This window comes from Adlercreutzia sp. CNCM I-6207 (genome assembly GCF_977072305.1).
In genome coordinates, this window is record NZ_CDRVLZ010000006.1 from 98,189 (window position 1) to 111,870 (window position 13,682).

9 protein-coding genes are annotated in these 13,682 nt (G+C 61.9%); all 9 read right to left on the bottom strand.

Annotated features, from left to right (window positions below):
• Positions 1–13: 13 nt before the first annotated feature.
• The 9 genes from ACW4QM_RS04815 to ACW4QM_RS04855 all read right to left on the bottom strand — a co-directional run bounded on the left by ACW4QM_RS04815 (position 14) and on the right by ACW4QM_RS04855 (position 13,584).
• Complete coding sequence (locus tag ACW4QM_RS04815) at positions 14–1,372, bottom strand: trigger factor (protein WP_455798226.1); 1,359 nt, start codon at positions 1,370–1,372, stop codon at positions 14–16.
• A 102-nt stretch (positions 1,373–1,474) separates the two neighbouring features.
• Complete coding sequence (locus tag ACW4QM_RS04820; RefSeq protein ID WP_455798227.1) at positions 1,475–2,800, bottom strand: radical SAM protein; 1,326 nt, start codon at positions 2,798–2,800, stop codon at positions 1,475–1,477.
• A 2-nt stretch (positions 2,801–2,802) separates the two neighbouring features.
• Positions 2,803–3,495: a response regulator transcription factor gene (locus ACW4QM_RS04825; RefSeq protein WP_455798242.1), complete on the bottom strand. Its 693-nt coding sequence runs from the start codon at positions 3,493–3,495 to the stop codon at positions 2,803–2,805.
• Positions 3,496–3,541: 46 nt separating this feature from the next.
• Positions 3,542–5,164, bottom strand: coding sequence for a c-type heme family protein (locus tag ACW4QM_RS04830; protein ID WP_455798228.1), 1,623 nt, complete (start codon positions 5,162–5,164; stop codon positions 3,542–3,544).
• Between the two features lie 81 nt (positions 5,165–5,245).
• Positions 5,246–5,974 (bottom strand): TorD/DmsD family molecular chaperone, encoded by a 729-nt coding sequence (locus tag ACW4QM_RS04835; RefSeq protein ID WP_455798229.1) that lies wholly within the window; start codon positions 5,972–5,974, stop codon positions 5,246–5,248.
• 77 nt (positions 5,975–6,051) lie between these two features.
• Entirely contained in the window at positions 6,052–6,645 is a 594-nt protein-coding gene (locus tag ACW4QM_RS04840; protein WP_455798230.1) for a 4Fe-4S dicluster domain-containing protein, read from the bottom strand.
• A gap of 13 nt (positions 6,646–6,658) precedes the next feature.
• Positions 6,659–9,289: a molybdopterin-dependent oxidoreductase gene (locus tag ACW4QM_RS04845; protein WP_455798231.1), complete on the bottom strand. Its 2,631-nt coding sequence runs from the start codon at positions 9,287–9,289 to the stop codon at positions 6,659–6,661.
• Positions 9,290–9,608: 319 nt separating this feature from the next.
• Complete coding sequence (locus tag ACW4QM_RS04850; RefSeq protein WP_455798232.1) at positions 9,609–12,881, bottom strand: FtsX-like permease family protein; 3,273 nt, start codon at positions 12,879–12,881, stop codon at positions 9,609–9,611.
• Between the two features lies 1 nt (position 12,882).
• Positions 12,883–13,584 (bottom strand): ABC transporter ATP-binding protein, encoded by a 702-nt coding sequence (locus tag ACW4QM_RS04855; RefSeq protein WP_114539963.1) that lies wholly within the window; start codon positions 13,582–13,584, stop codon positions 12,883–12,885.
• Between the last annotated feature and the right edge of the window lie 98 nt (positions 13,585–13,682).

A 13,682-nucleotide genomic window follows, 5' to 3' on the forward strand; every position in this document is an offset into this window, starting at 1 on the left:
ATCGGCCCGTAAGCTAGTTCTCGTCGGCCGCCTTCGCCTCGTCGGCGGGCGCCGTGGGCGCGTCAGCGGGTGCCGCGGGCGCGTCGGCTACGGTGATCTTCGCCTGGGAGGCCACGAAGCGGGCGGCCTTCAGGCGCTCGGCCGTCTCGCGCAGAGCGAAGCCGCGACCCGAGTCCTCCAGCTGCTGGCGCATCATCTTGGGATTGCCCTGGGGATTCATGCCCAGGCAGGCGTCCTCCAGATCCTTGTCGGTCAGCGTCATGTGCTCGTGGCGGTACACCGCGTCCAGGCAGAAGCCCTGCACCAGCACCTCGCGGGTCTGCATCATGAGCATCATGCCGAACTGCTGCTCGCCGCCGTTTTGGGCCACGAACTGCTCCCAGGTCATGCCGGCCTGCTGAAGCTCCATGCGCAGGTTCTGCATGAGCTGGTCGCGCGTGGCCTCGTAGATCTCGTCGGCGATGCGGCCCTCGAAGCGGCGCGTGAGCTGGCCCACGGCCATCTGCTGCACGTAGCCCTCGTAGGCCTCGCGCTGCTGGGCCTCGAAAACGCGGCGCATATCGGCGATGAGCGCCTCGCGGCTCGCGAACATGGGCATGTTCGTCTTCACCCAAGCGTCGTCGATGATCGGCACGACTTCCTGCTGGATCTCCTTCACGGTGACGGTGCAGGAGATGGGCTTGTTCACCACTTCCCCGTTCTCGGTGCCCAAGGGAGCCTCGAAGGTGAACTCCTTGGTCTGGCCCGGCTCCATGCCGACGAGCGCCTCGTCGAAGCCTTCTGGCATGTACCCGCGACCCATGAGGTAGGTGCGGTCCTCGCAGGTGAGCGCCTTGATCTCCTCGCCGTCGTCGAAGCACTTCATGGCGATGGAGCAGGCGTCCCCCGCCGCAAGCGGCTTGGCGTCGGCCACCACGTAGGTGACGGAGTTCTTCGCGATCTCCTCCAGCTGCTGGTGGATGGGGCTCTCGTCGAAGACGAAGGGCGCCACGGTGATCTCCACCGGCTCGTAGCTCGTGAGCTCGTAGGTGGGCTTCACGGTGACGTTCAGGGTGAACGAGAACTTCTTGCCGCGCTCGAACTTCACCTGCGGGGTTGCCTTCGGCGGAAAGGCCGGCACGAGGTTGCGGCGGTCGAGGGCGCGGGGCACGAGCACCTCGATGGCGTTCGTCTCGACGATCTTGTCCAAGTCGCTGATGCCCAGCTGCTCCTGGCAGAGCTGCTCGATGGTCTTGCCCGGCATGGGGCGCACGCCCATGGACATCGCGAAGGCCTCGCCGGCCTCCTTCAGGGCGTTGTTCACCTCGATGGCCGTCGCCTCGCAGTCCAGCTTGATGACGCCGTCGGCCAGCTTTTTCTCGGTAACTCTCATGGGTTCGGTGCTCCTCCTTCACGGGCGGGGCCGCCTTGTGCGGGCCCTCAAAGGTTTGCCCGCTATGGTAGCACAGGCGTCGGCGTGGCCCGCAGGGGCGCCTCAAAGCCCACAATTGACGCGAAAGCGCCTCAGCTCCACTTCACGGACAGCGATACCATCGTCCGCCGGCTCAAGAACATTGAAACTTTCCGCTATCTCGATCGAACCATCTCGCTGATGCACCATCTCAGCCCACCTTAATGGAAAGGAGAGCATATCGGCGGCCTCGTTGAGATAACACCACCCCGACACGTCATTGCTTCCAGAAACTTCTATCGCGCTCGATTCCCGAAGAGCATACAAGATTTCCCGGACTCGCCAAACATCATCGTCGAACACCTTAGCGCAGCGAGCGAAATATCCGTCGCGCTCAAGTGAGAGCCAGGGGAACATCTGCGCAACAGGCTCTCGCAGCAGTATCTTGTTCTGCTGGTAAATCTGTCCGGTATGTTTATTGTCAAGGCTGCAATAGTGCACTCCCAATTTCAGCTGTCCATCGTGAGCGAAACGAAGCAGCTGGAGAGCCTCAGCCTCGCTTCCTGCAACGGCAAGGCCGCCCGCATACCAGTAGTTATAGAGTATCTCATAGGGTCGAGCCCTCAGACAGAACCCCCGACGACCAAATTCCTCTCCGTTATGCAAGGGAAAGCAGAACTCGAGGAGGTTGATGCCTTTGACTCCTATGGCGTCAAGCGACGCAAGGAGCGCCTTCATGTCCTCAAGAGAGCCAGGAATAACCGGCATTTCCACCATGACGGCCGGAAAGCACGCCACTGCCCGTCGAATCAGACCCAGCAATTCCTCAAGAGCTTCAGGACTTTCTTCGGGTTTAACGCTGAAACGAATCTCGTCGAGACCGAGGCAGCTCAACTCATCCATAAGATCATCTGTAAGTCGATCGCCGCTAGTGTAAATCCGCACATGGGCATTCGAATAAAGGTCCTTGGCAACGGCCACGAAAGCACAGAGTTCCTCGGGGTGAAGGCAGGGCTCTCCTCCAGTTACCGCAAGATAGGCGAACTCCTTCCCCTCTCGATGAGCGCGACGCAGCTCTTCGGCAATATCGCGACAATGGAGACAGTGGTAGGCGTAATCCTCTTGGTTGGGATTAAAACAGAAATAACAGGATCGCGTGCACTGAAGGGATATGAAAAATGTCGCCGAACGCTCTCCTTTTCTGCAGGCAACACAAGCCGGCGACAACCAACCGCGCACGAGGCTCGCGCCCCCGTTCTCGCAGCGAGCGCTCGCAGAACTCGCCGCTTCGCTACGCAGACGACGAAACTGGCTCTCCTCTTTCTCGAAGGGTAGACCGAATTTCTCAACCTCGCGTTTGAAGGCATTCTCACTGGCGGCCAGCTCGGCCTTTCTTTCGACATAAGCCATCTTCACACCTTCTCTGCGAACTTGTAGCCGACGCGCCAAACCGTGAGAAGATACTTCGGCTGCGAGGGATTGTCCTCGATCTTCTCGCGGATCTTGCGCATGAAAACGGTGATGGTGCTCTCGTCGACTGAAGAATCCTCGCCCCAGATATGCTCGTAAATCTGAGAGCGCGTAAACACTTGCCCTGGATTAGCCGCTAAAAGAGCCAGAATCTCGAACTCCTTGGCCGTCAAGTTCACAGGCTCACCGCGAAGGTACGCTTCGTACTGATTGAAGCGTATCTCCAGATCGCCCGTGTGGCTTGTTCCCTCGCGGCTGACCGCCTTCGCAAACGCGAGGTCGTCTCGATGGCGACGCAGGTGCGCCTGCACCCGCAACAGCAACTCATCGGAACTGAACGGCTTTACCACATAGTCATCGCCCCCGGCGTTGAAGCCGATGGACTTATCGACGATATCGCCTTTGGCCGAGAGAAATATAACGGGAATGCGCCGTCCACCCTCACGCATGGTGCGACACACCTCGAAACCGTTCATACCGGGCATCATCACATCCAGCAGCAGCAAGTCGGGTTTCTCATCCGCGAGAAGAGCCAATCCCGCAACGCCATCCATGGCACCGCAAAACCGATATCCAGCGCCCTCCATAATGCGCCGCATAAGCACATGTAGGCTCTTGTCATCGTCGATCAACATCACTTTAGCCGTCCCGCGACCCGGCGTTGCCATCGATTGATCCACCTCATGCCTCCTTCGCCCGGATAGGCAGCCTCACAGTAAACACGCTTCCACGCCCCAACTCGCTTTCCACCCCGATAGAGCCGCCGTGCATCTCTACATACTCCTTGGCCAGTGCCAAGCCGAGGCCCGTGCCACTGTATTGGCGAGACACCGATGAGTCGGCCTGCACGAAGCGCTCGAAAATACGCCGTTGATCCCGCTCCGCAATGCCGATGCCCGTGTCAGTCACGTGAATGAGCACCTCATCGCCCTCGGGCGCGCATTCGATGTCCAGACGGGCGGAGCCGCCCGCCGGCGTGAACTTCATAGCGTTGCCGCAGAGATTTTCCACCACATGACGCACTTTCTCGAAATCGGCCCGCACGAGCGGCACATCGGGAGCAATGGTGCAGGTGAATTCAATGCCGTTGCGCTGGGCAAGAGGACGCACCACATCGCATACCATTCCGGCCATATCTCCGAGATCGATCACCTCAACGGTCATCTCCGTCCTCCCCGCATCCAGTCGGCTCATCTCGAGGATATCGTTGATCATCAGCAGCAGAGCCCGGCTGTTCGCCTCGATCTCCCGACGTGTCTCAGCTTCCTTCTCGTTCGCCGGCGCGCTCTCGCTGTTCAGCAATTCCGCAAAGGCGATGATGCTCGTGAGCGGAGTGCGCAGCTCGTGGCTCATCATGGCCAGAAAGTCCGATTTGTACTGGTTGTCCTCGCGAAGGCGACGGTTCACCTCTTCCAATTGAGCCCGTTGACGCTCCAGCACCTCATTAGTACGGGCCAGCTGCTCGGTACGATCGGCCACCTGCGTTTCCAGGTGTTCGTAGCTGTCGGATAGCTCGGCAGCCATGGCGTTGAATTCCCGCATCAGATCGTTCATCTCGCGCGACGACTGGGAGTAGGCAAAATGCACGTCCAAATTTCCCTGCTGGATGCTTTCCACGCCGCGCTGAATGCGCGCCAGGGGACGGGTGACCAGATAGGTAAGCGCCAAGTAGACCACGAGCAGGCACACCACCAACATGCCCGAGAAGAAGATGACATCCTGCACCACGCTGGCCCGCTCGCTCTCGGCGTACACATCTAGCGGCATCAACAGGGAAATGGCACCTCCCACATCGCCCAGCTTCCACCCTTCCTTGGGAAAACCCGTGACATCGATCTCACCCGCCGGCTCCCCATGGCATTCCAGGCAGTTCGCTTCGATGCGCATGGGAGCAACATAGCGAAAGACCTCTTCTCCGTTGACCGTGGCAATCTCGTAATACTCCCCCGTCGAACCCTCGTTGAAAGCCGTCAATGCCGCCGCCTCGAAGTCGTCGGGCTCGTCGGCGGCATTGCGGGGGTTGAAGTTGACGAATTTCGTGGAATAAGTCGATTGCGATGTGAACAAGGCGCCGATGCTGCGCCCCACAATGGCACAGTGCAGTCCCTGGTACACGCCTTCGCTCGTATAGGATATCTGCTCGAGACGATCCTGGTTCGAGGCCATGAACTCCCAGACGGCGTCCATCTGCTGGGCAAGTACCTGGCCTTTCTCGCGCAGCTCGTTTTCCATCTGCGCCCGCGCATTCATCGAAGTCCATCCGATGTTCGCCACGAGCGACACGACGACGAGCAACCCGATCAACAGGCCGAACTTTGTTTTCAGTCTGATATTTCCCAGTCCACGCACATTCATGGACCCCCCTCACCGCTTGCTATCGCCTCATTACGCTGAGTCTTTCCCCAGCTCACCAATTGCCTCGTCGATCATACCATCATCATGGGCGACCAGGAGGCACGCGATTTCCGCGAAATCAAGGTAGAAGCCGCCTGCAGCGCCCTGATCCACAGCCGCTGCAACACGATCGCGAAATGCACCGACCCACACGGCCAGATGCTCTTCGAGAAACGTAGCCTGATGCTGCAAATTGCACCGCACGCGGGCGAGATCTCCCGCCTCCCACGCTCGCAGCGTGCTGGCGGCGAGAGCTTCCATAAAGCCCAACTCAGTGCCCAAATGATCATCGGGCTCGTGAGGGTAGCCTGCTGCGGCGAAGCCCGCGGCCCGATAAGCGCGACGCACGGCCAAGGTCGATGCTTGGAACAGCAACCCGTCGGCATTCCGATACACTGATTCCCACGGAGGTGCTAGGGGCGCTCCGGGTCCCACGAACAGTTTGGTGTACTCAGTGCCGATCGTCCTGTCGCCCGCGCTCCGCGCTACCGAAACGGCTAGGGCCTCTCCGTCTATGGCAGCAATGGCACCTTCGAAGTTCTGCGCTAAAAAGTCCACTGCCTCCCGCACGCCCTCGGTAGCGCACCACGCGGCAAAAGCGTCATCCGGCTCGGCTGCGAAGGCGCGGGCCGTGAGCGCATAGAGCGTCTGCCGTAAGGCGAGCAGCGAAGCCACGGCGTCGTCGCCGGCGCTCGCCATGCCCCTTGGATTCTCTTCCATACCCGCACCTCTTTCCTCAAGGGAAGCGGCGGCGACCAGAGGGGAGGGTGCCGCCGCCGCTCAACGCTTGCAACCGTCTACAGAATCACCGGGACGGCACCGGCCTCGGTGGCCGCCTCCTTAGGAGCGATAACCACCGATGGGTTGGTCTGAGAGGCGCTGGGCAGGAAGGGCAGCTCGTTCACGCCTTCGGGGTGCGCGGCGCGCAGCTCCTCGATATCGCCGAACTCAAGGGCACGCATGGGGCACGCTGCCACACACGCTGGCTTCTCCCCTGCCTCACGCAGCTGGATGCAGGCGTTGCAGCGATGCACGACGTGAAGGCTCTCCACCAGCTGCGGATGGCCATAGGGGCACGCCTTCACACAGTACTCGCAACCGATGCACTTGCTGTCGTCGTGCTGCACCGTGCCGTCGGCCTCGTTCACATAGGTAGCCTCGTTGGGGCACACCTCAACGCAAGCCGGGTTCTCGCAATGGTTGCAGGTCGCGGCGTAGTGAAAACCCTTTACCGCCGGGTACGTACCCACCTCATAGTCCTCGACGTGCCGGAAAATCACGCCGATTTCGTTATCGTTCTTGTCCTTGCAGGCAATCTGGCAGGTGCGGCACCCGATGCAATTGTCCTGGTTGAAGAAGAACCCCTTGCGCGCAACAGTTTCGTTCGCCATAGCTCGCTCCTCCTTACAGCTCGATGATGCGCTGCGGCTGCTCGCAGTCGGGCACCAACGCCTCACCAGTGTACTTCTCGAAATTGCAGTTGTAGTTGTTGTAGCCGGAAACGCCCATGCCGCTCACCGAGGGACCGCACAGCACGTTGTCGGCTCCCCCGAGATCGTACTCCTCGTTCTCGTCGAGGTTCACCCAGGCGCCGTGGGGAATTCCCACCATGCCCGGCATCAGCGTCTGGAGCACGCTGGCCGTGCGAACGATCTTGCCGTATGCGTTGTAGATCACCACGTCGTCGCCCGTCTGAATTCCCTTGTCAGCCGCATCCTTCGCGCTGATGAACACGGGATTGGGCCATGCCTCCCGCAGCCATGTGACGTTATCGTACACGCTATGGGAACGACGGTAGTAGTGGGGATTGTACGCCACGTAGGGATACTCGTCGCTGCGCGTCTCCCATCCCTCTACTGCGGGATGATACGAAGGATAGGGCTTGAAATTGTCCGAGAAGCCCAGCGAATCCAACGTGTCCTTTTTCCACTGGCAGTAAATTTCGAACTTGCCTGAATTGCTGGGAAGCGGATTGGCGACGGGATCGGCGACGAAATCAGCGTAGGCGATGAAACTATGCTCGTCGCCCGCGGAGCGCTCCACCTGATAAGAACCGCGCTCCATGAATTCCGCCAAGGAAACCTTCCCCTCCTGGGGCTCGCCCTCGCATTCCCATGCCGCCAGGTCATCGGCCGTCACGGTAACGAGGGGCACCATCTCTGCGCCATCGGTCACCGTCGCGCCGAGAATCTCGTTCATAAACTGCTGCTTTTCCGAAAGAGGATATACCTCGTCCGGATTAAGGCCACACGCCTCGGCAATGCCCCGGCCGATTTCCTGATCGGTCTTCGCCTCGAAAAGAGGCTCGATGACCTGAGAGTAGATGAGCAGCGTCTCGCGGTTGCTCAGCTGGCCAAAGCGTCCCGGGCGCTCCCACTCGGTGGTCACGGGCAGCACAATATCGGAATACTTGGCCTGAGTGGTGAGGAACTGGGCATTGCAAAACACGAAATCGACCGCACGATGAGCTTCGATGCCGCGCAGAATATCGGGAGTGGTCTGCAAGCGCGCCGTGTGCTCCCAGAAGATCACATGAATATCCAGATCGCGCTCCTCTCGAGGCTGAGTCACGCCGCAGATATTACCGACGAAGGGGTACTTCTTCTCGAGCATGCTTTTCCATAGGATGGGACCGACAACCAGGTCGTCAACACCGTTCTCAATAGGCGGCACGTTCGCCATCCCCGAAGCCACCAGCGCCGGACCGCCATTGCCCGCCTGGGCGTAATAGGCCGTGCCGCAGGCATGACCGCTCTTGCCGAAGTGACCTCCCATGGCACCCAGGGTCATGAACATCTGGGGCACATCCTCGGAATCGTGGCAGCGGGCGAAGCTGTAGCTGTGCAGCAGCATCACCTTATGCTCCTTGCCCACGGCCTCGGCATACCACCGGATGTCCTCCACAGGCGTTCCGCAGATCTCACTTGCCCACTCGGCCGTTTTCGGCGTGCCGTCGTAGACGCCCAGCAAGTAATCTTTGAAGTTCTCGTCCGTCGTGGCATCAGCCGGCATGTGGTCGGCATCGAATCCCACGCAGTAGGTGTTCAGGAAATCCCAATCCACGATATTGCCGAGCTCTTCATCCAATTTGATCATTTCATAGGCCACCGCGATCATGAAGGCGGTATCCGTGCCGGCTCGCAGCGGAATCCAGCGCGCGTTCAGCAACTGGGCCGTGGCGTTGTAGCTCGGTGCGATCACCACGAACGACACCCCCGCAGCCTTGGCATTCAGAAAGTTCAGACAGGTGGAGCCCGCCGACGCCCACGCAGGATTGCATCCCTGCAAGACGATCGTCTCGGCATTCAGCATGTCGTAGCGATCATTGGCCGATGCGGCTCCCCCGTCCTTGGAGGGAAGCCCCAGCTTGGTCGTGTCCAAATTGTACGTGCCCATGGACGTCGTATCCGTAATGCTCACATAGCCGCCAAGTGCCAAAAGGGGGCGCATGGCGTTGTAGCTGACATAGCTGCCGGAATGGGCGAGCACACTGCGCGGTCCATAGGTGTCGTAAGCGCGGCGCAGCTGGTCGCCCACGTACTTGAAAGCCTCGTCCCAGCTGATGCGCTCCCACTCGTCCTTGCCGCGCAGATGCCCGTTGGGGTTATCAGGGCTCCAGCTCTTGCGCTTCATGGGGTACTTCAGACGATCGGCGCCGAACACCTGCATGCGCTGGGAGCGACCACGCACGCAACCACGCTGCTGAGGATAGTCGGCGCTATCCTCATGAGTGTCGTCGCTCTTCTGACGCACGACGACGCCGTCCTGCACCAGTACCTTATTCATGCAGCGGCCACCGCAATTATGCCAACAGGCGGCGCTCACCCACGTGCCCTCGGTGAGATCGCGGCCGTAGTCGGTCTCGGACGTGTTCTCGTTGCCGGCCGATGCTCCCGTATCGGCCATCTCTACCTTGTTCGCACAGCCGGCCATCGCCCCAGCCGCCAGCACCGCTGAAGCCGCAGCGGACGCCTTCACGAAACTGCGACGGCTCACTTCCGACGACGCGCGAACCTTGTCGAGAAAGCTCGTCATAGCTCCTCCTTCTTCTCGTCTTCCCCTCGAAGCCGAAGCCTCGAATACGAGAGAAAGATTACTTACCATATTGGTTAATCACTATGCTTGGAATCCTTAGTTTTCATTAGGAAAATCTTTCCCAATTCTTAAGATCCTCCATTGCGAAGGCAAACGTCAGCCAGAATGGACGAACGGCCGAGGACAGGGCGGGCTGAAGTCCGTCCCTACGGGCCGATGGGGTATCACTCCCGTCGTCCGGGGCACCACCGTAGGGGCGGGATTTATCCCACCCGCGAGTCGGGGGGTGTCGAATCGGCCGGGCTGAGGAACGAGCGGGTTATTCGTTGCTCTTGAGGCTTTCTACCATGTCGATGCGGGAGAGTTTGGGGCGCATCGCCAGCATCACCACGGCGGTAAACACCATCGTCAGCGCGAAGGCGATGACGAAGCTATCCCAGTGAATGGTGCGCCCGAACATGACCTGATCCACCTCCGCCGTCACCACGACGAAGCCTTCCAGCACCACACCGAGGCCCAGGCCCACAAGCGCGCCCAGCATAGCCAGAAGCACGATCTCGCGGAAGATGTAGGCGTTCACCTCGCGGGGCGTGAAGCCGAGCACCTTCAACGTGGCGATTTCCCGGGCCCGCTCGGTGATGTTGATGTTCGTCAGGTTGTACAGCACGATGAACGCGAGCGCGGCCGCCGCCACCACAAGCACCACCACGACCATGTTCACCGAGCGCAGCATCTGCTTGTAGGAGTCGATGACCTCGTCGTTGAAGGCTACGGTGTCCACCGCCCCCGTAGCGCGCAGGGCCTCGGAGAGCGCAGAGCGCTCCCCCTCGTCGGTGGTGGCCCGGGCGTACACCGTGAGGTTGTCCGGCTCCTCCCCGAAGGTGCGCGCGTAGGTCTCCGGCGTCATGAAGGCATAATCGCCGATATAGTTCTCGATGATGCCCGTCACGGGCACGGAATAAGTCGTCGCCGTGGCATTGCCCAAATCGTCCTGCTCGGCGAACACGATGGCGTCGCCCGCCGAAAGCCCCAGCTTGGTGGCCAGCTTCTCGGTGACGATGGCGCCGGCGTCGGTCAGCCCCACCTCATCGTGGCCCTCGCGGGTGCGGAAGCGCCACAGCTCCTTGAACGCCTCGGGGTCGGACGGCGCCACGATGGTGGTCATGGCCTCGGTGCCATCGGCGCCCTGGGCGATCATGGAGGCCTCGGTGGTACGGACGGCCACAGGCAGCTTCTCGGCGTCGCCCAGAAGGGCGGCGGCAGCCTCGCGCTCGTCGTCTGCGGCGTCGTCCTTCTCGGAGATGACGACGTTGTAGTCCACCAGCTCGCCGTATTGCACATCGATGATGTCGTTGATGGAATTCTGCAGCCCCAGGCCCGTCAGCAGAAGCGCCGTGCAGCCGGCGATGCCCACGCACGTCATGACGAGACGGCGCTTGTAGCGGAAGATGTTGCGGAACGTCACCTTCCACGAGAACGAGAGACGGCGCCACAGGGGCCCGACGCGCTCCAGCAGAATGCGCTTGCCGGCCTTGGGCGCCGGCGGCTGCATGAGGGCGGCCGGAGTCTCGCGCAGGGTGGCCGCGGCGGCAGCCCAGGTGGCCAAGAGCGTGATGCCGATGCCGAGTCCGGCCGCGGCGAGCGCGATGGGCCAGTCGATGGGCATGGCGGCGCGGGGCACGTAGTAGACGATGGAGTAGGCCTCCATGATGACCCAGGGCAGCACCTGGGAGAGCACCGCGATGCCGAGAACGCTGCCGAGCCCTGCGGCCAGGGCGGCGTAGATGAGGTACTTCGACGTGATGCGCGCCCGCGAGTAGCCGAGCGCCTTGAAGGTGCCGATGAGCATGCGCTCCTCCTCCACCATGCGGGTCATGGTGGTAAGGGCCACGAGCGCCGCCACGAGGAAGAAAATGAAGGGGAAGAACGACGCGATGGCGTCGATGCGATCGGCATCGGAGGCGAAGCTCACCACGCCGAAGTTCTTCGTGCGGTCCATGACGAGCCAATCCGGCGGCTCGATGTCGTCGATCTCCTTCTGGGCGTCGGCGAGTTCCTGCTCCGCTTTGTCCAGCTCCTCGTTGGCCTCGGCCGCGGCGGCGTCGTAGTCGGCCACGCCCTGCTCGTACTCGGCCCGACCCGCCTCCAAGTCGGCTTTGGCCTGTTCGTATTCGACCTTACCCTCCTCGAGCTGCTTTTTGCCCTCCTCGACGCTCGTCTTGGCCTGATCGAGCTGAGCCTGAGCCGCGGCGATCTGCGCGTCGGCGGAGGCGCGCTCTTGCGCCAGCTGCGTCTTCGCCTCCTCCAAGGCCGTCGCCGCAGCCGCAATGTCGGCGATCTTCTGCTCCAGGTCGGCGCGGGTCGCCTCAAGCTCCGCGCGCTGCTCGGCGGGAAGGTTCGGCACCTGCAAGGCGGCCTCGGCCTGGGCCAGGGCGTCCTGCAGCGTCGGCAATGCCGCATTGGCCTCGGCGAGGTTCGCCTCATTGGCGGCGATCTGCTGCTCGGCCTCGGCGAACTGCGCCTCGGCGTCGGCCTTGCGCTTGGAAAGCGATGCCGTGCCCTGGGCGTACTCCTTCTCGCCGTCCTTGATCTTCTTCTCGCTCGCAGAAAGCGTGGAAGCGGCTGCATCCAGCTTGCGCTGGCCCTCGTCCAGCTCCTCCTTGGCCGCATCCAACTCGGCGCGGGCATCGGCGAGCTCGGTCTTCGCGCGGGCCTCCTCTTTCTCATATTCCGCTCGCGCCTCATCCAAATCGGCCTGGGCCTCGGCCTTCAGGCCATCCACCCGGGCCTGTTCCCGAGCCGGCGCGATGCCCTCGATGGCGGCCACAACGCCGGCCACGCGATCGTCGTAGGCATCGCTGTCGGCGGGAAGCTCTGCCGCCCCTTCCACGGAGACGTAGGCCTCCACATAGGGCATGTCCGCATCGAAGGCCTCCGGCAGCACGTACATGAACTGCTCGATGGTGCCCGAGCCGATGGTGGAGGTGCCCATGGACGTCGAGCTGACGTAGAGCGGCGAGTGCACGCGTCCCACCACGGTGAACTCGGTTTCCGCCAGCGTGTCCTGCACGTTGCCCACCGACGGATCAACCGTCACCGTGTCCCCCAACGAGGAGGGGCCGCTCATAACGCGGTCGTTGAAGATGACGCACTCGTTGGCCGAGGTGGGCCAACGGCCTTCCACCAGATCGAGCCGGTTGAGATAATTCGCGTCATCGGAGGAGATGGCGCCCGCGTCCGTCTTCACCGCCGTCGCCGCCGAAGGCGACAGCGAGTGCACGCGCATCACGTACTGCTCGTCGTTCAGGGTGGCCAGCACATCGGCGGAATAGGCCGCCTCCACGCCCGAGACGCCAGGCACATCGCGCAGGGCCTCGATGTCCTCATCCGTGAGACCCAAGGTAGAGACGACGCGGATGTCCATGAGATCGGTGCTGTCGTAGTAGGCGTCGGCCGCCAGCTTCATATCCGGCGCCGTCATGCGCAGCCCGGCGTAGAAGCCGCAGCCCAGCGCCACGATGGCGGCAATGGCGACAAAGCGCCCGAGCGAGTGGCGGATGGAGCGGACAATATCTTTGTTGAACGCCTTCACGCTACCACTCCAGCACGTCAGCGGAAAGGGGCGCCTCGTTCAGCTCCACGGCGGCCACGGAGCCCTCGCGCACGTGGATGACACGGTCGGCGATGGCGGTGAACGCGCTGTTGTGGGTGACGACCACGACCGTGCGCCCCGTGTCGCGGCAGGTGTCCTGCAGAAGCTTCAGGATGGCCTTGCCCGTCTCGTAGTCCAGAGCACCGGTGGGCTCGTCGCACAAAAGGAGCTTGGGGTTCTTCGCCAAGGCGCGGGCGATGGCGACGCGCTGCTGCTCGCCGCCGGACAGCTGCCCGGGGAAGTTGCGCACCCGGTCGGCCAGGCCCACCGCTGCCAGCACCTCGTCGGCATCAAGGGGGTCGCGGCAGATCTGGCTTGCCAGCTCCACGTTCTCGCGGGCCGTCAGATTCTGCACCAAGTTGTAGAACTGGAAGACGAAGCCGATATCGTGGCGGCGGTACTGGGTGAGCTGCTTGCGGTTGAAGGAGCTGACGCGCGCGCCGTCCAGCGTGATGGTGCCGGAGGTGGCCGAGTCCATGCCGCCGAGCATGTTCAAAAGCGTCGTCTTGCCGGCGCCGGAGGGCCCCACGATGACCACGAACTCGCCCCGCTCGATAGTGAAGCTCATGTCGCGCACGGCGGCCACTTCCACCTCGCCCATCTGGTAGATCTTGCTCACGTCGGCGAATTCCACGAAGGCCATGGTTCCTCCCAACACCCGGCGCCCCGCCCGGGCGCTTTTCTCTCGATCCTTAAGATACACGATAAGGAACCAAGAGGGCACCCCCGCAAATACCCTCC